This window comes from Bacillus licheniformis DSM 13 = ATCC 14580, assembly GCF_000011645.1.
Lineage (GTDB): Bacteria > Bacillota > Bacilli > Bacillales > Bacillaceae > Bacillus > Bacillus licheniformis.
The window spans coordinates 3001406-3022392 of sequence record NC_006270.3; the positions used below are offsets into that span (position 1 = coordinate 3001406).

At 46.7% G+C, this 20987-nt stretch carries 21 protein-coding genes; 5 read left to right on the forward strand and 16 right to left on the reverse strand.

All coding sequences use genetic code 11. The features are described from left to right. Positions 1–25: 25 nt before the first annotated feature. Positions 26–1744 carry an acetate--CoA ligase gene (gene acsA / locus TRNA_RS36920; RefSeq protein ID WP_009329382.1) on the reverse strand — a complete coding sequence of 573 codons (1719 nt, stop codon included), beginning with the start codon at positions 1742–1744 and terminating at the stop codon, positions 26–28. Between the two features lie 155 nt (positions 1745–1899). Between acsA and TRNA_RS36925 the strand changes: the two genes are divergently transcribed. Genes TRNA_RS36925 through TRNA_RS36935 form a run of 3 tightly spaced genes read left to right on the forward strand, consistent with a single transcriptional unit; the run spans position 1900 to position 4355 of the window. Beyond that, positions 1900–2532 (forward strand): GNAT family N-acetyltransferase, encoded by a 633-nt coding sequence (locus tag TRNA_RS36925; RefSeq protein ID WP_003184432.1) that lies wholly within the window; start codon positions 1900–1902, stop codon positions 2530–2532. A 21-nt stretch (positions 2533–2553) separates the two neighbouring features. Next, a complete protein-coding gene (locus tag TRNA_RS36930; protein ID WP_003184434.1) occupies positions 2554–3198 on the forward strand; it encodes an acetoin utilization AcuB family protein in 645 nt (214 codons plus the stop codon). After that, complete coding sequence (locus TRNA_RS36935) at positions 3195–4355, forward strand: acetoin utilization protein AcuC (RefSeq protein ID WP_011198197.1); 1161 nt, start codon at positions 3195–3197, stop codon at positions 4353–4355. Before TRNA_RS36930 ends, TRNA_RS36935 begins: the two co-directional genes overlap by 4 nt. 61 nt (positions 4356–4416) lie before the next feature. On the opposite strand, the gene motS is transcribed toward TRNA_RS36935, so the two are convergent. The 13 genes from motS to TRNA_RS37000 form a co-directional block, all read right to left on the reverse strand. Next, entirely contained in the window at positions 4417–5106 is a 690-nt protein-coding gene (motS, locus tag TRNA_RS36940) for a flagellar motor protein MotS (RefSeq protein ID WP_003184438.1), read from the reverse strand. Next, positions 5096–5914, reverse strand: coding sequence for a flagellar motor protein MotP (gene motP, locus TRNA_RS36945; protein WP_011198198.1), 819 nt, complete (start codon positions 5912–5914; stop codon positions 5096–5098). The genes motS and motP overlap by 11 nt, the downstream gene beginning before the upstream one ends. Positions 5915–6009: 95 nt before the next feature. Beyond that, on the reverse strand, positions 6010–7011 hold the full coding sequence (gene ccpA, locus TRNA_RS36950; protein WP_003184445.1) for a catabolite control protein A: 1002 nt from the start codon (positions 7009–7011) through the stop codon (positions 6010–6012). Positions 7012–7327: 316 nt separating this feature from the next. Beyond that, positions 7328–8404 (reverse strand): bifunctional 3-deoxy-7-phosphoheptulonate synthase/chorismate mutase, encoded by a 1077-nt coding sequence (locus tag TRNA_RS36955; RefSeq protein WP_003184447.1) that lies wholly within the window; start codon positions 8402–8404, stop codon positions 7328–7330. A gap of 210 nt (positions 8405–8614) precedes the next feature. Beyond that, positions 8615–9064 carry a hypothetical protein gene (locus TRNA_RS36960; protein ID WP_011198199.1) on the reverse strand — a complete coding sequence of 150 codons (450 nt, stop codon included), beginning with the start codon at positions 9062–9064 and terminating at the stop codon, positions 8615–8617. Between the two features lie 149 nt (positions 9065–9213). Beyond that, positions 9214–9540 carry a bacillithiol system redox-active protein YtxJ gene (ytxJ, locus tag TRNA_RS36965; RefSeq protein ID WP_003184451.1) on the reverse strand — a complete coding sequence of 109 codons (327 nt, stop codon included), beginning with the start codon at positions 9538–9540 and terminating at the stop codon, positions 9214–9216. 20 nt (positions 9541–9560) lie between these two features. Next, complete coding sequence (locus tag TRNA_RS36970) at positions 9561–9977, reverse strand: YtxH domain-containing protein (RefSeq protein WP_003184452.1); 417 nt, start codon at positions 9975–9977, stop codon at positions 9561–9563. A gap of 3 nt (positions 9978–9980) precedes the next feature. Next, a complete protein-coding gene (locus tag TRNA_RS36975; RefSeq protein WP_003184453.1) occupies positions 9981–10403 on the reverse strand; it encodes a DUF948 domain-containing protein in 423 nt (140 codons plus the stop codon). Between the two features lie 166 nt (positions 10404–10569). Beyond that, positions 10570–11868, reverse strand: a complete 1299-nt coding sequence (murC, locus tag TRNA_RS36980) for a UDP-N-acetylmuramate--L-alanine ligase (protein ID WP_003184455.1) — start codon at positions 11866–11868, stop codon at positions 10570–10572. Between the two features lie 265 nt (positions 11869–12133). Beyond that, on the reverse strand, positions 12134–14926 hold the full coding sequence (locus TRNA_RS36985; RefSeq protein ID WP_011198200.1) for a DNA translocase FtsK: 2793 nt from the start codon (positions 14924–14926) through the stop codon (positions 12134–12136). A 184-nt stretch (positions 14927–15110) separates the two neighbouring features. Beyond that, positions 15111–15716 carry a YtpR family tRNA-binding protein gene (ytpR, locus tag TRNA_RS36990; protein ID WP_003184458.1) on the reverse strand — a complete coding sequence of 202 codons (606 nt, stop codon included), beginning with the start codon at positions 15714–15716 and terminating at the stop codon, positions 15111–15113. Positions 15717–15734: 18 nt separating this feature from the next. Beyond that, positions 15735–16544 carry a DUF1444 domain-containing protein gene (locus TRNA_RS36995; RefSeq protein WP_003184460.1) on the reverse strand — a complete coding sequence of 270 codons (810 nt, stop codon included), beginning with the start codon at positions 16542–16544 and terminating at the stop codon, positions 15735–15737. A gap of 19 nt (positions 16545–16563) precedes the next feature. After that, complete coding sequence (locus TRNA_RS37000; RefSeq protein WP_003184462.1) at positions 16564–16884, reverse strand: thioredoxin family protein; 321 nt, start codon at positions 16882–16884, stop codon at positions 16564–16566. A gap of 289 nt (positions 16885–17173) precedes the next feature. Here TRNA_RS37000 and TRNA_RS37005 point away from each other — a divergent pair, with 289 nt between their 5' ends. Continuing rightward, positions 17174–17620: a YtoQ family protein gene (locus TRNA_RS37005; RefSeq protein ID WP_003184464.1), complete on the forward strand. Its 447-nt coding sequence runs from the start codon at positions 17174–17176 to the stop codon at positions 17618–17620. A 52-nt stretch (positions 17621–17672) separates the two neighbouring features. Here TRNA_RS37005 and TRNA_RS37010 read toward each other — a convergent pair whose 3' ends face one another. Further along, positions 17673–18746, reverse strand: coding sequence for a M42 family metallopeptidase (locus TRNA_RS37010; protein WP_011198201.1), 1074 nt, complete (start codon positions 18744–18746; stop codon positions 17673–17675). Between the two features lie 136 nt (positions 18747–18882). On the opposite strand from TRNA_RS37010, the gene TRNA_RS37015 reads away from it, so the two are divergent. Further along, entirely contained in the window at positions 18883–19197 is a 315-nt protein-coding gene (locus TRNA_RS37015; RefSeq protein ID WP_011198202.1) for a PepSY domain-containing protein, read from the forward strand. 36 nt (positions 19198–19233) lie between these two features. Here the strand turns inward: TRNA_RS37015 and TRNA_RS37020 are convergent, their stop codons facing one another. Then, on the reverse strand, positions 19234–20931 hold the full coding sequence (locus TRNA_RS37020; RefSeq protein ID WP_009329392.1) for an NAD-dependent malic enzyme: 1698 nt from the start codon (positions 20929–20931) through the stop codon (positions 19234–19236). Between the last annotated feature and the right edge of the window lie 56 nt (positions 20932–20987).

Sequence of the window (20987 nt, forward strand, 5' to 3'; positions counted from 1 at the left end):
ATATTTTTGCATTGTCAATGAGACATCAGTCTTCCATCGATGAGAGATCGCCTGCCGGAAGGTTCAGCTCCCATGCTTTCAGGACGCGTCTCATGATCTTTCCGCTTCTTGTCTTCGGCAGTTTATCTTTAAATTCGATTTCCCTTGGCGCGGCATGTGCGGCCAAGCCTTGTTTCACGAACTGCCTGATTTCTTCTTTTAACGCATCTGACGGTTCATAACCGTCCCTCAAGGCGATGAACGCTTTAATAATTTCACCCCGGACGGGATCCGGTTTGCCGATGACGCCTGCTTCAGCGACGGCCTGATGCTCAACAAGCTTGCTCTCGACTTCAAACGGGCCGACGCGTTCGCCCGATGTCATGATGACATCGTCGATCCGTCCCTGGAACCAGAAGTACCCGTCTTCATCCATGTAGGCGGAATCTCCTGACACATACCAATCGCCCGGCATAAAATAGGAGCTATATTTTTCAGGATTGTTCCAGATCGAATGCATCATCGACGGCCAGCCTTTTTTAATGGCGAGATTTCCCATTCTGTAAGGAGGCAGTTCATTTCCCTGGTTGTCGACGATTGCAGCCTCTACACCGGGAATCGGCTTGCCCATTGATCCCGGTTTAATTTCCATGCACGGGTAATTGCAGATGAGCTGCGATCCTGTTTCAGTCATCCACCAAGTATCATGAATCCGGTTGCCGAAGACTTTATGCCCCCACCTGATGACTTCGGGATTTAACGGCTCCCCTACGCTTAAAATATGCCGCAAGGAGCTTAGATTATATTTATTCACAAGATCGTCGCCTGCACCCATCAGCATCCGGAAAGCCGTTGGCGCGCTGTACCATACCGTCACTTCCATTTTTTCAATCGTTTCGTACCATGCCTCAGGACTGAATCTGCCGCCTACGACAACATTCGTAGCTCCATTCAGCCACGGACCGAAAATCCCGTAAACCGTTCCGGTGACCCAGCCGGGATCAGCGGTGCACCAATAGATGTCATCGTCATGCAGATCAAGAACCCATTTGGCTGTTTGATAATGCTGGATCATTGCTTTATGGACGTGGAGAACCCCTTTTGGCGCGCCGGTCGAACCCGACGTATAGTGAAGCAGCATCCCGTCTTCCTGATCCACCCATTCAATCTCAAGATCAGTGCCTGCTTCCGCCGCTTTCGCGTAATAATCAATGACAGGTCCTTCTTCCTTTACGCCTTCTCCAACGACAATGATTGATTCAAGATCCGGAAGTTCATCGGCCGGCACCCGTTCAAGCAATTCCGGCGTCGTCACGATGACCTTCGCTCCGCTGTTTGCAAGCCTGTCTTTGACGGCACCTTCCATAAACGCTTCAAATAACGGCCCGACGATCGCTCCCAATTTGATGGCGCCGAGAAGAATAAAATAAAGCTCGGGCGATCTCGGCATAAAAACAAACACACGGTCTCCCTTTCCCACATCGGCATGCTGCTTTAAGACATTCCCGGCTTTGTTGGTTTCATTTTTCATCTCTCTGAAAGTGTACTTTTCTTCGCGGACCGGATCTTTGTAGTAAAATGCCACTTTGTTTTTCAAATTTGACTCAGCGTGGCGGTCGATAGCTTCATAAGCTGCATTGATTTTTCCCGTTTTGTGCCATGAAAAATGCTTTTCGGCATCCTTCCAGTCAAATGTCCGGTATGTTTCATCATAGTCTTTCAAGTTGTAATTTCCCTTTTCTGCTGGCAGCGCTTTCAATTTCATGCCCATCCCCCTTTGTTCGATCATCAAAATATATTATAGTATAGATTTTTTATTTTCTCAATTTTTAAAAAATACTCTTCTCTCCTATGAAAACGCTTAATATTTTGGTATGTTATGTATAAAAGACTTCAACTAAGATGTAAGGCGGTGGATACGTGGAGCATCACAAAACTTATCATGCCAAAGAATTGCAGACCGAGAAAGGCTCTGTGCTGATAGAGGGCCCTATCAGTCCCGAAAAACTCGCAGAATATGAATTTCACGACGAGCTTACAGCCTTTCGCCCATCACAAAAACAACATGAAGCATTAATCGAAATCGCAGGGCTTCCCGAAGGACGAATCATCATCGCCCGTTTCCGGCAAACCATTGTCGGCTATGTGACATATGTTTATCCAGACCCGCTTGAAAGATGGTCTGAAGGAAACATGGAAAATTTAATCGAGCTTGGAGCCATCGAAGTCATTCCGGCGTTCAGAGGTCACTCTGTCGGGAAGACGCTGCTTGCGGTCAGCATGATGGATCCGCAGATGGAAAAATATATTATCATCACGACTGAATATTACTGGCATTGGGATCTAAAGGGGACTAACAAAGATGTTTGGGAATACAGAAAGATGATGGAGAAGATGATGAATGCCGGAGGACTTGTCTGGTTTGCGACAGACGATCCGGAAATCAGCTCCCATCCCGCCAACTGTTTAATGGCACGCATCGGAAAAGAGGTCAGTCAGGAATCGATCGAGCGTTTTGACAGACTCAGATTCCACAATCGTTTTATGTATTAAGGGAGCAAAGGGGACCTGAATATGATTGTTGAAAAAATCATGAAACGGGATGTTGTGACACTATCCAGAACCGATACGATTGAAGAAGCGATCAAACGCATGCGAACATTCCACATAAAGCACCTTCCCGTCATCAATGAACGGGGAACGGTCATAGGCATTGTCACGGACAGGGACGTCAAAACAGCAAGTCCGAGTATCTTTGCCCAAAACAGATCTAACGAAGATTTAAAAAAGCCGGTGGAACTGATCATGTCCAAAGAAGTGATCACCGGTCACCCGCTTGATTTTGCCGAAGAAATATCAGCCGTCTTTTTTGAACACGAAATCGGCTGCCTCCCGATCGTAAAAAACGGAAAGCTTGTCGGCATCGTGACAAAATCCGATTTGCTGCATACGTTCGTTCAGCTGACAGGAGCCCATTTTCCAGGCTCCCAAATCGAAATTAAAACCGATCATATCGCCCGAAGCCTCGCTGATATCAGCGCCATCTTCAGCAGGCGCCAAATCGCCATATTGAGCGTGCTCGTATATCCCGGTGATGAAGATGATTCGAAAATACTCGTGTTTCGCGTTCAAACGATGAATCCCGCCTCTATCATCAAAGACGTAAAATCCAAAGGGTATCAGGTTCTTTGGCCGGCTGTTCAAAGGGATTTGCCATGAAGGACAGCGTATTTATTTTTTCTCCCTCATATCAAACCTATCAATTTCATCAAGACCACCCGTTTAATCAGCTGCGAGTCTATGTAACATACGATCTTTTGAACACGGTCGGCGCATTTGAACCGGGAGAAACGATTGCCCCGCGCGCAGCGACAGAAACCGAGCTCGAGCTTGTTCACACGGGCGATTATATCAGGGCCGTCCAGCTTGCAGGGGCGGGAAAGCTCCCGGCAGCCGAAAGCGAAAACTACGGGCTTGGAACGGAGGATACCCCTGTTTTTGCCGGGATGCATGAAGCCGCCTCCCTTTTGGTAGGCGGAACGCTGACGGCTGCAGACTATGTCATGACGGGCAAAGCTAGACACGCCCTCAATCTTGGAGGCGGGCTTCACCACGGGTTCAGAGGAAGGGCTTCAGGCTTTTGCGTCTATAATGACAGTTCAGTTGTGATACGTTACTTGCAGAAAAAATATCATGCGAAAGTTTTATATATTGATACAGACGCCCATCACGGCGACGGGGTGCAGTTTACGTTCTATGATGATCCTTCCGTCTGCACCGTCTCGATACATGAAACAGGCCGCTACCTATTCCCGGGAACGGGGCAGGTTCAGGAAAGAGGTCATGGCGAAGGCTACGGCTATGCTTTTAATATCCCGCTCGATGCCTTCACAGAAGATGAGTCTTTTCTTGATTCCTACCGGACGGCTGTTTCTGAAATAGCCGAGTTTTTCAAACCGGATGTCATTTTGTCGCAAAACGGAGCTGACGCACATTACTACGATCCGCTGACACACTTGTGCACGACGATGAAGATTTACGAAGAGATTCCAAAGCTCGCTCACGAACTTGCACACACCTATTGCAGCGGAAGATGGATCGCTGTCGGCGGAGGCGGCTACGACATTTGGCGCGTCGTACCGAGGGCATGGGCAAGAATCTGGCTTGAAATGAAAGGGATGGAACCAGAGGAGAAAATGCCTGAAAAATGGCTGAAAAAATGGGGGAAACAGGCATCTGTCCGGCTTCCTGCCAACTGGTCCGACCCGGAAGATTTGTATCCTCCAATTCCAAGAAAAACCGAAATAACGGAAAAAAACGCACAAACCGTTGCCAAAGCCCTTTATCCGATTCGCTCTGCCCAGCGTACCACTTAATATGAAAATTGCGGCACACAGAAAAGGCCTTGCTTTTGTGCAAGACCTTGCTTTCTTCTCATTATTGTTTTGCGATGACAATCTCGACGCGCCTGTTTTCCTTCATATGGCTCTCAGTGCGGTTGTCCCTGACCGGTTTTGTATCCGCATAACCGATGGCAAGAAAACGCGACGAGTCGAGCTTTTCCTTCGACGTAAAGTAGCCGATCACAGTGCTCGCCCTTGCTGCAGAAAGCTCCCAATTGGATGGAAAACGGTAAGTCGAAATCGGGCGGCTGTCCGTATGCCCCTCCACACGAATCGGGTTGGACACCGATTTGAGAAGGACGGCGATTTTATGCAAAAGCGGGTGAGCTTGGTCTTTCAGATCCGCTTTCCCTGAATCAAACAAAACCGCTTCCTGAAGGACGAGAATGACGCCCCGTTCGTCACGCTTGGCCGCAATCAAACTTGACAGTTCGTTTTTTTCAATATAGTCATTGATTTTCTTTAATAAATCATCTTGGCTTTTAGCCGTTTTTTCAGCCTTCTGATCGCCCGCGTCTTTTTTCAACTCTGCGGCGGATTTGCCGTCGGCCCTGTCTTGAAATGAACCGACTGCTGCTTTGAATTTGTTTAAATCGATTTGCGACATCGAAAACAGTAAAATAAAGAACACGAGGATGAGCGTAATCAAATCCGAAAACGTGATGATCCAGTTTGGCGATTTGCGGCCCTGCTCGCGCTTCCTTCGTTCATGTCTAAGCTTCATGAGGCCTGTCCTTTTGTTTCATGCGGTCCGCCCGCTTTTTTGTCCATTCTTCTTTTGAACTGAAAACGACAAGCTGACTTTCAAGATTTCGCGGATTTCTTCCCGATTGGATGCCGATGATGCCTTCGATCATGACTTGCTTCTTAAAGATTTCATTCTCCGTCTTTTCTTCAAGCTTCGCGGCGATCGGTATAAACAGCATGTTGGCTAAAAGTGATCCGTAAAGCGTCGTCAAAAGGGCGATTGCCATATTCGGACCGAGCGTTTCCGGCTTGTTCAGGTTTTTGAGCATCATGACGAGACCGACAAGCGTTCCGATCATTCCCCATGCAGGCGCAAATTCTCCTGCTTTTTCAAAGATCCTTCTCCCCTTTCTGTGTCGTTCTTCCATCGCGGCAATTTCCGAGTTCATCACATTGCGGATCGTCTCCTCATCCCATCCGTCGATGGCAAGGAGCAGGCCTTTTTTCAAAAACGGGTCTTTCATTTCATTGACATTGGCGTCCAATGATAAAATTCCTTGTTTGCGCGCCTGTTCAGACAGGCTGACAAAGGTTTTGACCAATTCGCGCACATCATCTTCCTCCGAAATAAAGACCTGCTTCAGCACAGCCGGCGCTCTTTTTAAATCTTTCGGGGAAAAGCTGATGAATACAGCTGCACACAATCCACCCGTCACAATAAAAAAAGACGTCAAATCGATAAACGAATAAAAACCGGAAAGCCCCGCTCCAGAGACAACGCCGAGCACTAAAATGAAAATACCCAGAATAAAACCGACCGGTGTCAGATAATCAAATCGTTTCATTTTTTCATAATCTCTCCAGCTCAAGGAAAAGAAAGCAAGCAATTCACGAAAAAAGCTGTGAACACTTGCTTTCTTTCTCGTTTATTTAATGATGATCATTTTGTTGATTGTCTGAGTTCAATGCGATGCGGCAGCTGGACAATATGCTCTTCGACTTCCTCTTTGTTCATCAGCTTTGTCAGAAGCCTCATCGCCACGGCACCGATATCATACGTAGGCTGGACGACAGTCGACAGCTGCGGCCGAACCATTAATGAAAGCCTTGTATTGTCAAAACCGATCACTTCAAGGTCATCCGGAACAGCCAGTCCTTTATCCTGTGCTGCGTGAATAACGCCGAGCGCCATTTCGTCTGTCGCTGACAGGACGGCTGTCGGTTTTTCATCCAGCTTCATTAAAGCCTCCAGCGCTTCCATTCCTGAATCGTACGTATAATCGCCTTCTACAACATACTCTTCCTTAAATTGCAGCCCCTTATCCCCAAGCGCTCTTTTAAAGCCTTGCAGTTTTTTCGCTTGATTAACCGGTTCAGCCATAGGTCCTGAGACGAACGCAAGGCGCTTATGGCCTTTCTCAATCAGCATGGTTGCCGCATCATAAATCGCCTGTTCATAATCGATCGCAACCGACGGCGTTTCCCCTTTTTCTTCAACAGATGCCGCAAGCACGATCGGAACTGGCGATCGCTTAAATTCCTCCACATGCTCTTCAGTCACATTTCCGCTCATAAAGACGATACCGTCAACTTGCTTTCCTAGCATCGTATTCAAAAGATGAAGTTCTTTGTCCATATTCTGGTCGGAATTGCTCAAAATAATATTGTACTTGTACATCGTTGCGATATCTTCGATTCCCCTCGCCAGCTCTGAATAAAAGATACTGGAAATATCGGGAATGATCACGCCGACAGTCGTCGTCTTTTTGCTTGCCAGCCCTCTTGCCACGGCGTTTGGACGATAGCCAAGACGCTCGATCGCTTCAAGCACCTTCTTTCTCGTCGTCGGCTTGACATTCGGATTCCCGTTGACGACCCGGGAAACGGTTGCCATACTTACATTTGCTTCGCGTGCTACATCATATATTGTCACATTACTCATTTTTACCACTCCTTCAACTGGGTACACTTTTCTTTTCCTATAGCATAAACATTTTCATGTAGAGAAATGTCAAAATGTAAAACTTTATGTAAAATAAACAGAACACCAGTTTACATTATTTTTCATAACCTGCCAAAACAAAAGGGGCTCTCTGAAATTATACACGGTTTTACCTAATATGAAAACGTTCCCTTTATTTTTATAATTAATTTAAATAAGAATAAACAGCTTTTTACTTAAAAATAAGAAATTTTTTCGACAATTTTTGATGACAACGTAAAAAAAGGACCGCTCGCGAGCGGTCCATAAACAAATCTTATGCTTTTACTTGAACGAGCGGCTTCAGTTCATTTAACCATTTTTCAAATGTCGGGATATCCATTTGCTGAGCTGAGTCGGAAAGCGCGACAGAAGGATCAGGATGGACCTCGGCCATGACACCGTCAGCTCCGATCGCAAGCGCTGCTTTTGCTGTCGGAAGAAGCAGGTCGCGGCGTCCGGTTGAATGAGTGACATCCACGAATACAGGAAGGTGAGTTTCCTGCTTCAGGATCGGCACAGCTGAGATATCAAGCGTATTTCTAGTCGCTGTTTCATACGTTCTGATTCCGCGTTCACAAAGGATGATTTGATCATTGCCCTGCGACATGATGTACTCCGCTGCATTGATGAATTCCTTCAGCGTTGCGGCAAGTCCGCGCTTCAGCAGAACCGGCTTCTTCACTGAACCGGCCGCTTTTAAGAGCTCGAAGTTCTGCATGTTGCGGGCGCCGATTTGGATGACATCGATGTAATCAATGGCTTCTTCAATATGCTGCGGATTCACGATCTCACTGATGACGGCCAGATCATACTCATCAGCAACACGCTTTAAGATTTGCAGGCCTTCCACGCCGAGGCCTTGGAAGTCGTACGGGCTTGTACGCGGTTTGAAAGCTCCGCCGCGAAGCAGTTTCAAGCCTTGCTTTTTAGCTGCCGCTGCGACTTCCGCTACTTGTTCGTAGCTTTCAACCGCACACGGACCGACGATAAATCTTTGTTCTCCGTCGCCGATTTTTTCGCCTTTCAGATCAACGATTGTATTTTCAGGCTTTTTCTTGCGGGAAACGAGCAGCGCTTTGCTGTGATCGTCTTCCTGCAGTTCAAGCCCGGCTTTGAAAATCTCTTTGAAGATATGCTGGATCGTCGAGTTTTCAAACGGTCCGTCGTTATTTTCAATAATTTCGTTCAGCATCGCTCTTTCTCTGACAGGATCGTAGCGGTTGATGCCTTGTGCTTCCTTCGCTTTTCCAATCTCCTGAACGATTCTTCCTCGCTCGTTAATCAGCTTTAATATTTGCAAGTTTAATTCATTCGCCTGCTGCCTCAGCAAATCAAGTTCAGTGTTGCTCATGGTAATCCATCCTTTCTTTTAACTTCACCCTCTATGAAAATAAGAATGATTCAATTGATTAGGGTTTATTATAAACAATGTTTCTTAAAATGTCACGAAAAAATTCTTTATTACCCAAACGCTTTTAAGTGATAAAGCATTATATGCAGTTTATCCCTTGCTGTGCGGGTGTTTATCGGAAGAATAAAAAAAAGAATCATGTTTGATTCTTTAACTTGATAACCTGTATATTCTCTGTATTGCGGTTTCGACGCTAAAAACCCTGTCATTCAAGGCAGCCGCCTTATCATCGGCATGTTCGACAATGTTCTCCGTAAATTGTCCGATGTTCTCGATGATCGTTTTCGGGAGCCTCTCCTGCCCTCTTTTCAGTTCATCTATATCTGTTTCAAGCCGATTCAGCCGCTTGTCCATTGCGTTTAAGCGGTTTTCTACTTTGTTTAAGCGCCCGTCTATTTCTTTGAAGCGCTTGTCGATTGCGTTAAAGCGCTTATCTACTTCAACGAAGCGTGCGTCCACTTCATCGAAGCGCTTGTCTATCTCAACGAAGCGTGCGTCGATTTTGTCTAAGCGCTTGTCGATTCCATCAAGGCGCTGATTGATCGGACTCAATTCTTCTTTTAGAACGGATTGAAGCATGTACTTTAATTCAGTGTTCAACTGATCACCTCCCGTTTTATTAATTATAACGCACACCAATGGATCAAACGATACATTTTCCTAAAAAGGCATTTCCATGAGGCAAAAGCATCATAACAACATAGAAAACGGCCAAAACGCTATACGTCTTGGCCGTTTTTAGCAGCGGATTATCTGCTGTTTTCCGCAAGTGCTTGTGCGGTAATTTGCGAATGGGAGGCATGCCATTTCACATTCCCGTTTGTAAAAATGAAGGCTTGAGGACTTTCGTGCTTAATCCCGTATTGCTCAGCGATATAGTTTGACAGCGGGCGGCTTTCCTGCACTTTTAAATAATAAGCCGGTATGTCTTCATGCTGATTGGCGAATGATTCGAATTCTTCAAACGCGCGCCTGCTGATCGGGCATGTCACGCTGTGTTTCAAAAAGATAAATGTATCATTGTTTTCTGCAAGCCTTTTAAATTCATCCTCTGTTTGAATGAGCTGTTTCGACACGGTGATCTCCCTTTCCACAGTTATTTCTGAGCGGTATCTGCTGTTTTCCTTGCTTCATCTTCTATTTCATTTTTGGCTTCTTCAGCCTGTTCTTCGATTGCAGACGATGCTTCTTCCTTTAGTTCACCAGCTTTTTCGGCACCCTTGCTTCGCAAGTCTTTGACTTTATCCATAATCTGTGAAGACTGGTCGGCAACAAGCTGTGAAATCGAAGATGTCTTCTCTTTGGCGATGCTGACGTACTCAGAGCCTCTCTCCCTCGCTTCGCTTGTGAGCTTTCCGGTCTTATCCTTTAAAACGACGGCCTGATTTCCAAGGTCATCGCGAAGCTCTTTCCCCGACTTCGGCGCTAAAAATAAAGCTGCAGCCGCCCCGATGATTCCGCCTACAAACGTGCCGATTAAAAAATCCTTAGTATTCATTCCGTCTTTACTCATTTATTATTCCTCCCTCATCTTCTTTTGTTTCCATCTATTCCAAATTTCCAAAGCTGCATTGCTCCAGCTGACAACTTGAGAAATTTTTTCACGGTTTTGCTCTGCGGCTGATGTGACGGACTGTGAAACCTGCTGAATGGAGTTGTTAAACTGCCTGACCGATGTGCCGACTTCCTGAACGGCATCCACGACCGTATTCAGCTTCAAAGATTTTTCCTGAATATCATCAGCGAGCCGATTCGTCTTATTCAGGAGCTCCGTTGTTTCAGCGGTGATGCCTTTCATTTGTCCTTCCACACCTTCCAGCGTTGATGCAACATGATTAAGTGTGACTTGAAGCGATTTTAATGTTTTTGATAAATAGATAACCAAAATAAGAAAGCTAACAGCGATGAGTGCAGCGCTTAAATACAGAATAATAATCATCTTATCCTCCTTCAGCTAAGGGCTTACAATTGATGTATACCCAATTGTTTAAATCGTAAACCTCTATATTTACTTTTTCTATACGCACGGGTGAATTCCTTTAACAGAAACTCCCGCTTCATATGTACAAAAAAGCAGCGGATTGACTCACACTGCCTTTTTCTTGTTATGCTAATACATTTTCATATGCTCTTAAATACTTTTGAATGTCACCTGCGCCCATGAAAATTAACACCGCATTTTCATGCTCCTTTAAAATTGATGTGTCATTTTCATCGATCAGCTTCGCCTGCGGAATTTTCTCCTGCAAATCACCGATCGTCAGCTTTCCTGCGTTTTCCCGGGCAGATCCGAATATATCGCAAAGATATACATAATCGGCTTTCTTGAGGCTTTCGGCAAACTCATTCAGGAATGACTGCGTGCGCGTAAATGTATGCGGTTGAAATACTGCAACAATGTCCCGTTCCGGATACTTCTGTCTGGCTGCTTCAATCGTCACCGTGATTTCAGTCGGATGGTGGGCATAATCGTCAATCAGCACTTGGCTGCCGGCATGTTTTTCGTTAAATCTGCGTTTAACGCCGCCAAAGGTTTGCAATCCTTCTTTAATGATGTCGACATCGACCTGTTCATAATGGCAGAGGGCGATGACGGCCAAAGCGTTCAGAACGTTATGGCTGCCGTATGCCGGTATATAGAAAGTGTCGTAGAATGTGTTCCTGACGAAAACATCGAACGTTGTGCCCTCAGTATTTTTGATGACATTTCTCGCCTGAAAATCGTTTTCCTCGGCAAAGCCGTAGTATACGACTGGAACGTTCGCATGGATTTTCATCAAATACTCGTCGTCACCGCATGCGATAATTCCCTTGTTCACCTGTAATGCCATCGTCTGAAATGCATCAAATACATCATCGATATTCGCGAAATAATCGGGATGATCAAAATCAATATTTGTCATGATTGCATAATCGGGCTGATAGCTCAGAAAATGCCTTCTGTATTCACAGGCTTCAAGCACAAAGTACTCGCTGTTTTCGCAGCCTTTTCCAGTTCCGTCTCCAATCAGATAAGAAGTCGGTTTTGCTTTTTTGATGACATGTGACAAAAGGCCCGTCGTTGACGTTTTGCCGTGTGCCCCTGTTACGGCAATGCTCGTAAACTTCTTCAGATAATCGCCGAGAAATTTATGATACCGCACGACTGGCAGGCCTTCAGCTTGCGCTTTTTCAATTTCGGGATGAGTGTCGGGAAAAGCATTTCCGGCAATAACAGTCATTCCCGGCTTGATATTTTCCGGATCAAACGGATAAATCGGGATATTTCTCTCCTCTAAAGCGGTTTGTGTAAAAATGTACTTTTCGATATCCGATCCTTGGACATTATATCCATTATCATGGAGAATTTGGGCAAGCGGACTCATACCTGTCCCTTTTATTCCGACAAAATGATAAACAGTCATAATAGTACCTCCAACAAACGTCTATCTGCTTCCCAGTATATGACGCTTATTTCAATTTGCAACCTAAAGCCCGGCCGCATCGTTTTCTTCAAAGTCATAATTATATTCAGTATCAGGCATTTTCAAGAGCGAATAAACCTCCTGCGGAAAGGATTTTTTTGACCCCTTTCACGGAAGTGCTCTTAAAAACGGATTAAAACGCCGCTGGCGGCGCTTTAATATACGGCGCTCTAAAAAAACACGCCCATCAGCTATCATACCATGTTTAGCCGAAAAGTGAACTACTTTCTATTAACTGTTCCAGATCAGCCTTTGTAATCAGGACTTCTCTCGGCTTGCTCCCTTTCGCTTCAGAAATCATGCCTTCCCTTTCCATCATATCGATTAATCTGGCAGCTCTGTTATAGCCGATGCGGAAGCGCCGCTGCAGGCTTGAAGTGCTGGCGCTGTTTTGTTCCACGGCAAATTCGCACGCTTCAAGAAACAGTTCATCGTGGTCAAATCCGGCCGGATTTTGTCTGACCAATTGTTCCTGTTCAAATAAATAGTTCGGCTCCTGCTGCCGTCTGACATGTGAAACGACACGATCAATCTCCCGGTCGGACACAAAGTTGCCTTGCAGGCGGACCGGTTTGCCTGAACCATTCTCCAAGAACAGCATATCCCCTTTTCCAAGAAGCTTTTCAGCTCCCGCCATATCGATAATTGTTCTTGAATCGACAGCGCTTGAAACAGAAAACGCTATTCTTGTTGGGATATTGGCTTTAATCAAGCCGGTAATGACATCAACTGAAGGCCGCTGCGTCGCAATCAGAAGATGGATGCCGCACGCTCTTGCTTTTTGTGCGATTCGGCAGATGCTCTCTTCCACTTCATTCGGAGCGACCATCATTAAATCGGCAAGTTCATCAATCACGACAACAAGATAAGGAAGTTTTTCACCCATGTTCTGTTCCCGGACTTTTTCATTAAAACGCTCAATTTCCCGAACACCGGAATGAGCAAATAATTCATAGCGCCGTTCCATTTCCTCGACAACCCATTTTAATGCGGCGGTTGCCGCTTTTGCATCTGTGATGACAGGACTGACGAGATGAGGAATATTATTATACGGAGCAAGCTCCACCATCTTAGGATCGATAAGCAGAAGCTTTACATCCCTAGGCGACGCTTTAAACAGCAGGCTTACTAAGATCGTGTTGATGCATACGCTTTTTCCTGATCCCGTAGCCCCGGCAATCAAACCGTGGGGCATTTTTTTCAGATCAGCCACGACGGGCTTTCCGGATATGTCGAGTCCGAGAGCTGCTGTCAGAGGAGACGGATTCGTTCTAAATTCCGAACTTCTGATCATTTCGCGTAAATAAACCATTTTGCTGTGCAGATTCGGCACTTCAATTCCGATCGTATTTTTTCCCGGGATCGGTGCCTCGATCCGAATATCTTTCGCTGACAGGCTGAGTTTAATATCATCTGACAGATTTGTAATTTTGTTGACTTTCACTCCGGGTTCAGGATGAACTTCAAATCTTGTCACAGAAGGCCCTTGGGTGACATGAACGACATTTGCTTTAACATTGAAGTTCTCAAGCGTGACGTCCAACAGCTCCCGCTGCTCGTGTATCCAGTCCTGATCATCCTGCTTTTGCGCCGGCGGCACATCAAGCAAAGACATATTCGGGAACTGATACCCTTGAGGCGCTTTTTCTTTTTGTTTATCTGAGGCAAACATCATGACATTAAACGGAACAGAGCCTTTCTTCGATCCCGGAGCGGCTCCTGCTTCCCGCTTCCGCGGAGCTTCCGGCCGATCCTCGTTTATCCTTGTAGTCTCCCGGTTCTCTTGCCTGCTTTCGGGTTCACCCGCGCTTGGCGCTGCCGTTTCCGGTGAACATGACGCCTGCTCTTGTCTCCAGCCAGTCTGGCGGCTTCCGCTTGTTTCTTCAAGAGCGTCAGCCGGGGTGTTTGAATCTGTCCTATGGGAAGATTCATCGCTCTGGACGGTTATTTCAGAGGCGCGGCCATGAGTGTGCGGCTCTTCCGGAACTGAAGCTTCCGGGTCGGGATGCGTTTTGCCCGAACCGTAAGTCTTCCCTTGTTCTTCCGTGGCGGCTTCTGCGTCCTCTGCCAGTACCATCTCTTCTCCGGTTTCCTCAATCTTATCCAAAAGCTTTTCGATTTGTTCCGGTGTTTGCTCAGCGGGGATTGCGTCTTCCTCCGTTATGTTTTGTGATGCGGAGGCGGTCTCTTCTACAGCTTCATTTCGCAGCGCTTTTTCCTCTGCGAGTCCCGCGCCTTCTGTCATTCGCTCTGGACGGACTTCCGTTTCTTCCGGAATATGCACTGACACAGGTGCTTCTGTTCGTTCGGATTCATGCCGCAGCGCTTTTTCCTCTGCGAGTCCCGCGCCTTCTGTCATTCGCTCTGGACGGATTTCCGTTTCTTTTGGAATCTCCGTGGATGCCTGCGGGACATCTTCGAATTCGGCGCGCAATGCAGGATTGCGGCTCTCGCTTTTGATCAGCGGACGGCCGTTCTTTTCAGTTTGCACGGAAGCTTCTTCTCGTACCGGCTGCTTATGTTCTGCAGACTTCTGCTCTTTTTCAATTTCTTCGTTAAACAGCGTGACACGCGCTTCAGTTTGTTTTTTTGCACGATATGTATGATTTTCCGGCTTGGCTCTTTTCTGCTCATGAAAGCCGTAAACCGGTGATGGGATGACGGACGGCCTAAAAGGTTTTTTCGCCGCCGCTTTCTCTTCATAATGATATGAATTGCCGGGTTTCGGCTGAGAAGCTGAATATCGGCTCGCCGGGCGGCGGGTCCTTTGTTCGCGGCTGTCGTCCTTTTCCCGCGGCCGCGTGTTTTGATCAGGTATAACCGGAAAGCGGAATTTCCCTTTTGGATATTCATATACGACTTTTGCGTCGGTTATTTGCGGCATCTCTTCGTCCTCTGAAGATGAATCCGCCTCAAATTCGTCTATGTGCTTTTTTTGTTTTTCATTATCTTCATCATCGCCTAAAAACAGGCTGAACATTTTATTAAACCAGCTCATGAATCATCACTCTCTAACTCCCTTAAATTTTTCGGGGACGGTTTTAAGTATACCACTGCTTCCCCACCCAGAAAAGGACAAGTCCTTCTCCAAGCGTCCGCCCTCCGAATAAAAAAGCCGCCAAGTTTGTCTACCCAGCGGCTTCTTTTTACATCTATTCGAAAGTTTTGTTCATTTTATGCCGTTAAAATGTAAAGGCTTCTCCTGCTTTACGGCCGTCGTCAAGAACAAGAATGCCTTTTTCCTTCGGCGCGTCTGGGAGATTCAGCTCCTTGGCAGAACAAATCATGCCGCTTGACGCCACTCCGCGAAGTTCCGCATCTTTAATGATCATACCGCTAGGCATCACGGCGCCGACTTTGGCAACGACGACTTTTTGGCCGGCTTCAACATTGGGAGCTCCGCAGACGATTTGCAGCGTCTCGCTCCCTACATTCACTTTGCAAACACTTAATTTATCGGCATTCGGATGCTTTTCTTTTTCTTCAACATATCCGACCACAAACTTCGGAGAAAGGTCGACGGTCAGCTCGTCTTTCAAACCGTTGCGGACCAGAATTTCATTCACATCCTGGACAAAGGATTCGGAAAGCGCAATAGCTCCGCTTTCCTCAATGCTCAAATATGAGGAGGCATTAAAAATGTTATAGCCTGCTGTTTCCTTTGTGTCTTTATGAAAAATTTTCACGACGTCTCCGTACCGCTCAAAAGCGATCTCTTCACGTGGAATATCGTTCAATGAGATGAGCAGCGTATCGCCTACGCCTTCTGGATTATAAAATGCGTTCATGAGAAAAATTCCTTTCTATCATTTCTTTTTAGGGCGGTTTTTAGCCAGAATAAAGATCGGTTCAAGCTTTCCATCCTCATACAGGAAAGAAAGCGCAGTGATCGGCACTGTGCCGTTTGCAAAAAAGCTCATCGACATTTGCCCGAGTATATCGTATCCGGCATTATTGCGGATGTCGGCAATAATCAGCACATCCTGGTGCGGAATTGACACGGCGAGGGTCCCTTCCGCGTTTTTCTCATACTCTGCGAGAATCGATTCGTTCAACACCCTGCTGGCGTCATAGCCGTCATTCGCTCTGAAAAAGTAGAAGTGATTGCCTGCGACTTCGTCTTCTTTTACAACGGTCTGGAGCGAGCGAAGGTTAAAGGAAGCTGTTTCCCGAATCCTTTCTTTTGTCCAGCCCTCTTTTTCAAGCATTTTTTCGTCGATCAGACGGTATGTGTTGCCAAGGTCGAGCGCATAGTAAATTCGTGTTTCAGCCGTGTGGCCGTCAAAAACCAAGGGAACGCCTGCGCTGGACTTCTCGGGAAAGGAAGTTGAGCGGATGACGGGATAGATCAGGCTTTCCCGTCCTTCCATTTCCTGCGACTGGCCTTTCATGGCGTTGAGCGCTTCCTCAGTATAATAGACGACTTCGTCAATCGCATCATCTTTTTTCTGCTCCCATTTCGCGATGATCCCCGGGAGCTCGAGTGTAATGCCTTTTCCAGTGTTTTTATCTTCGATTCTCAAGCTGTCCTTTTCCCTGTCGAAATGAAAGGACCAGCTGTCATTTTGCAAACGTTTTTTTAATATATCGGAAAGTTTCCTTGAGGTCATTTTCATAGAGGAACTCTCCTTTCGGCTACTTATTCAGTGAATCGGTCAAAAATTGCTCGATTTCCTCTTTCGTTTTCCGGTCTTTGCTGACAAAGCGGCTGATTTCGTTTCCTTCTTTAAATACGAGGAAGCTTGGGATTCCGAAAATATCCCACTCCGCGCACGTGTCTATAAATTTGTCGCGGTCAACATAATAGAATGTAAATTCCGGATAGTTCGCTTCAAGCTCGGGCAAAAAAGGTTCTACAAAACGGCAGTCCGGACACCAGTCAGCCGAAAACATCAACAAGGATAAATCGTCTTTCACAACTTTTTGCAATTCTTCATTCGTCTCGATCGTTTTCATCACTCAACGCCTCCAATATAAGTTCTTATCATCCATTCGGATCATACCAGACTGCCGGCTCTATAGCCAGCCTTTTGCTGCCTGCCGGCTTTTTTAAAAGATGGACGATTCTTATGTATCTTACCCGTTTTAAAAAGGGAAAATCTTAAGGATCCGAACCTCTTTCATATCATAAGCATAATTTTTTTGCTTTATCAAGCCATTCTCGTTTAACATTATAAGTAATAGGGTAAAAATATCCGTTAAGGCGCCTCGCGCCGTGATCCCATGACAGTCAGGAGGAGCATGTATGGAATTTATCGTTTATCTTGCCGGAGAAATACATAGCAATTGGCGCGAAGAGGTGAAGGAAAAAGCAAAATCGCTCAAGCTGCCGATCACATTTGTCGGACCGATGGAAAATCACGAGCGCTCCGACAACATCGGTGAAGAAATTATGGGCAAGCAGGCTGATTCAATCGCAAAGGATGATGCAGCCTCGGATTTGAACAATTTTAGAACTTCCGTTTTAATGAACAAGGCGGATGTTGTCATCGCTCTTTTCGGGGAAAAATACAAGCAATGGAACACGGCAATGGATGCATCATACGCGATCGCCAAAGGCAAACCGCTGATCATCATCCGACCCGAATCACTCCATCATCCGTTAAAAGAACTGTCAAACAAAGCGAACATTACTGTGGAAACTGTAAATCAGGCAATTAAATCGTTGTCATACGTATTTGAAAGCCGGTAGTTGTTTTTCCAAAAAGAAACCCTGGGCGTTAAGCAGCACAGGGTTTCTTTGTTCACTCATTTCGCAAAATCGACTGGACGGCAGAACTGTCGCAAGCTTTGACAAGCTTGATCAGCAATTCTTTTGCAGCAAGGTAGTCATCAACGTGGATAATGGAAGCAGATGTATGGATGTATCTTGAACAAATGCCAATCACGGCCGAAGGAACGCCTTCATTTGAGATGTGAACACGGCCGGCGTCGGTTCCTCCCGGAGAAACAAAATATTGATACGGGATGTCATTTGTCTCTGCCGTATCCAGCACAAAATTTCTCATTTCGCTGTCCATCACCATGGTCCGGTCGAAAATCCTCAACAGCACTCCTTTGCCAAGCTGGCCAAATTGATTTTTGTCGCCGCTCGAATCGTTTGCCGGACTTGCATCAAGCGCGAAAAACAAGTCAGGCTGTATCATATTGGCCGCAGTTTGCGCGCCTCTTGTTCCGAGCTCTTCCTGGACGGTCGCACCTGAGTAAAGATTGTTCGGAAGTTCTGTTCCTTGCAGTTCTTTCAGCAATTCAATGCTGAGTCCGCAGCCGTAGCGGTTATCCCATGCTTTCGCAAGGATCTTCTTTTCATTTGCCATCGGGGTAAACGGACAGATCGGTACGATTTGCTGGCCTGGTTTGACACCGATGCGTTCGGCATCTTCCCTGTCATCCGCCCCGATATCAATCATCATGTTTTTGATATCCATCGGACGTCTCCTCTGCTCATCTGTCAAAAGATGAGGAGGCGTGCTCGCGATGACGCCGGGGATCGGTCCGTTGTCCGTGTGGATTTCCACCCGCTGGGCCAATAAAACCTGACTCCACCAGCCGCCCAGCGTTTGAAACCGAAGCAGGCCGTTATCTGTAATTGATGTGACCATAAACCCCACTTCATCCATATGGCCGGCCACCATAATTTTTGGACTGCCTTCAGGTCCATGTTTAACGCCGAACACGCTTCCAAGTCTGTCCTGGATGATCTCATCAGCATATTTTTCAAGCTCTTTTTTCATGAAGCGACGGACAAGATGTTCGTTTCCCGGGGCGCCGGGGAGCTCCGTAAGCGTTTGAAAAAGCGTTCTCGTTTCCTGATTCATCTGTTTCCCTCTTTTCTTATGTATCTCTCTACATTTTACATAAGTGTGCGATGTGTTTCCAGAAGAGAGCCCATCCTTAACACGGACGGACATGTTCTGTATAATGAAAAAAACAAGCTTTGGAGGTGCTGAAAGGATGAAACTGCGCCACTTTCTTATTGGAGCCGGCATCGGCATTGCCGCGGCCGTCGTTGTCAAACAATATGTCATGCAGCCTTACATTTCTTCTGAAAAAGCGCTGCGCATCGTCAAGTCCGCTTTTAAACAGAGAGGCCCGATCGACGGTTCATGGATATATACCGTTCCGGAAGCCTATACCGTAAACGGCGAAACCGTCATGGTGTACAAAACAGGCATTACGCGTTCCGCTTTCCGAGAGCTCGAACAGTACGAAGTCATGGTTGATGCAAAAACAGGCATGATCGTAGATGTAATTGATACAGCAGCATAGCATCAAAAAAGATGCGGCCATCAGGGCCGCATCTTTTTATATGGCGCGAATCGGCCGGTAGACCGGATGCCACATCGCATCCTGCACCGCCTGAATCACATCGTCCGGCTCGTTTTCTGCAACTCCGTCTTCTATGGCTGCTTTGATGACAGCCGTTGCCACGGTTGCGGAAACCGTGCGCAAATCCTCAACTTCCGGAAGAAGCGCGGCGCCGGGCCGGCCCGTATCAACCATACCCGCGATCGCAGCCGCGCTGGCGTAAAACATGTTGTCCGTAATCAGTCTTGCTTTTGATACGAGCGTTCCGAGCCCAAGGCCGGGGAATACAAAGGCATTATTCGCCTGGCCGATCGCATAACGGGTGCCGCTGTATTCCACAGGCGCAAACGGGCTTCCTGTGGCGACGAGCGCCCGCCCTTCCGTCCAATTGATCAAATCTTCAGGCCTTGCTTCAGATAACGGCGTCGGATTGGACATCGGGAATATAGCCGGCCGTTTCACATGCTTTGCCATTTCTTTTACAATTTCCTCTGTAAATGCGCCCGATACCGTCGAGGTTCCAATCAAAATGGTAGGCTGCACTCTTTTAACCACCTCGAGCAGATCAATTGCATCCCCCGGGCCGTTCCGGCTGAAGTCTTTTACCTCGTCAGCAGGCCTTGCATACGGTTGTTGAATGTCCTGCAAGTCGTTCATATCATCTGTCAGCAAACCGTTCCGATCAACACACCAAAAACGGCGGTATGATTCCTCTTCCGACACTCCCTCTTGAACGAGTGCGGCGCGAATTTGCTCAGCATTGCCGATTCCGGCCGTCCCCGCTCCAAATATGACCACTTTATGATCCTTCAGCGGCATTTTTGATATTTTAACGGCCGCAAGCACCGCTGCGAGGGTAACAGCTCCTGTGCCTTGAATGTCATCATTAAAGGTGCAAATTTTGTCTTTGTATTTTTTCAAAATCTGACGCGCGTTCTGCGTTCCGAAATCTTCCCAGTGCAGCAAAACGCCCGGAAACGTCTCGGTTGCGATTTGAACGTATTGATCAATAAACGATTCATAACGCTCGCCCCTGATCCTCGAATGCTGATTCCCGACATAAAGCGGATCGTTCAGAAGCCTTTCCTGGTTCGTCCCCGCATCAATGACTACTGGCAGGACCCTGTTAGGATCGATGCCCGCAGCTGCAGTATAAACAGCAAGCTTTCCGATCGAAATGGCGATGCCGCCGACTCCCCAATCCCCGATTCCGAGAATTCCTTCAGCATCAGTGGCCACGATCAAATCGATCCGGCTTCTTTTAGCGGCCAGATTTTCAAATGCCGTTTTCATGCCTTCAGGGTCATTAACCGACAAAAACAGCCCCCGCGGCTTTCTGTATTCATGGCTGTATTGCTGTATTGCCGTTCCGACAGTCGGGGTATAGACAATCGGCAGCATTTCTGTCATATGGTCGTTCAGAAGCCTGTAGAACAGCACTTCATTTCGATCATGAAGCGCCGTTAAATAGACGTTTTTGCTCAAATCATCAGGCTGTGATTGGAACTGTTTATACGCCCGTTTTGCCTGTTCTTCAAGCGTCAGCACCTTGGGAGGAAGCAATCCTGTCAAGCCGAGAGCATCCCTTTCCTCCGGAGGGAAGGCAACCCCTTTGTTCAACAGGGGAGTCGCAAGGACTTCAAATCCTCTTAACCGCGTCTCGATCACTTGTTCATTTAATTTATTGTGGCTCACCCGTCGTCTTCCTTTCAAAAGTTAGTTACCCTTAGAATGGATAACAACAAAGCAAA

Excerpts from the sequence above, each read along its gene's own strand:
- acsA (WP_009329382.1), bottom strand. The coding sequence starts at position 1,744 with ATGAAATTGAAAGCGCTGCCAGCAGAAAAGGGAAATTACAACTTGAAA.
- TRNA_RS36930 (WP_003184434.1), top strand. The coding sequence starts at position 2,554 with ATGATTGTTGAAAAAATCATGAAACGGGATGTTGTGACACTATCCAGA.
- TRNA_RS36935 (WP_011198197.1), top strand. The coding sequence starts at position 3,195 with ATGAAGGACAGCGTATTTATTTTTTCTCCCTCATATCAAACCTATCAA.
- motS (WP_003184438.1), bottom strand. The coding sequence starts at position 5,106 with ATGAAGCTTAGACATGAACGAAGGAAGCGCGAGCAGGGCCGCAAATCG.
- motP (WP_011198198.1), bottom strand. The coding sequence starts at position 5,914 with ATGAAACGATTTGATTATCTGACACCGGTCGGTTTTATTCTGGGTATT.
- ccpA (WP_003184445.1), bottom strand. The coding sequence starts at position 7,011 with ATGAGTAATGTGACAATATATGATGTAGCACGCGAAGCAAATGTAAGT.
- TRNA_RS36955 (WP_003184447.1), bottom strand. The coding sequence starts at position 8,404 with ATGAGCAACACTGAACTTGATTTGCTGAGGCAGCAGGCGAATGAATTA.
- TRNA_RS36970 (WP_003184452.1), bottom strand. The coding sequence starts at position 9,977 with ATGAGTAAAGACGGAATGAATACTAAGGATTTTTTAATCGGCACGTTT.
- TRNA_RS36975 (WP_003184453.1), bottom strand. The coding sequence starts at position 10,403 with ATGATTATTATTCTGTATTTAAGCGCTGCACTCATCGCTGTTAGCTTT.
- murC (WP_003184455.1), bottom strand. The coding sequence starts at position 11,868 with ATGACTGTTTATCATTTTGTCGGAATAAAAGGGACAGGTATGAGTCCG.
- TRNA_RS36985 (WP_011198200.1), bottom strand. The coding sequence starts at position 14,926 with ATGAGCTGGTTTAATAAAATGTTCAGCCTGTTTTTAGGCGATGATGAA.
- ytpR (WP_003184458.1), bottom strand. The coding sequence starts at position 15,716 with ATGAACGCATTTTATAATCCAGAAGGCGTAGGCGATACGCTGCTCATC.
- TRNA_RS36995 (WP_003184460.1), bottom strand. The coding sequence starts at position 16,544 with ATGAAAATGACCTCAAGGAAACTTTCCGATATATTAAAAAAACGTTTG.
- TRNA_RS37000 (WP_003184462.1), bottom strand. The coding sequence starts at position 16,884 with ATGAAAACGATCGAGACGAATGAAGAATTGCAAAAAGTTGTGAAAGAC.
- TRNA_RS37005 (WP_003184464.1), top strand. The coding sequence starts at position 17,174 with ATGGAATTTATCGTTTATCTTGCCGGAGAAATACATAGCAATTGGCGC.
- TRNA_RS37010 (WP_011198201.1), bottom strand. The coding sequence starts at position 18,746 with ATGAATCAGGAAACGAGAACGCTTTTTCAAACGCTTACGGAGCTCCCC.
- TRNA_RS37015 (WP_011198202.1), top strand. The coding sequence starts at position 18,883 with ATGAAACTGCGCCACTTTCTTATTGGAGCCGGCATCGGCATTGCCGCG.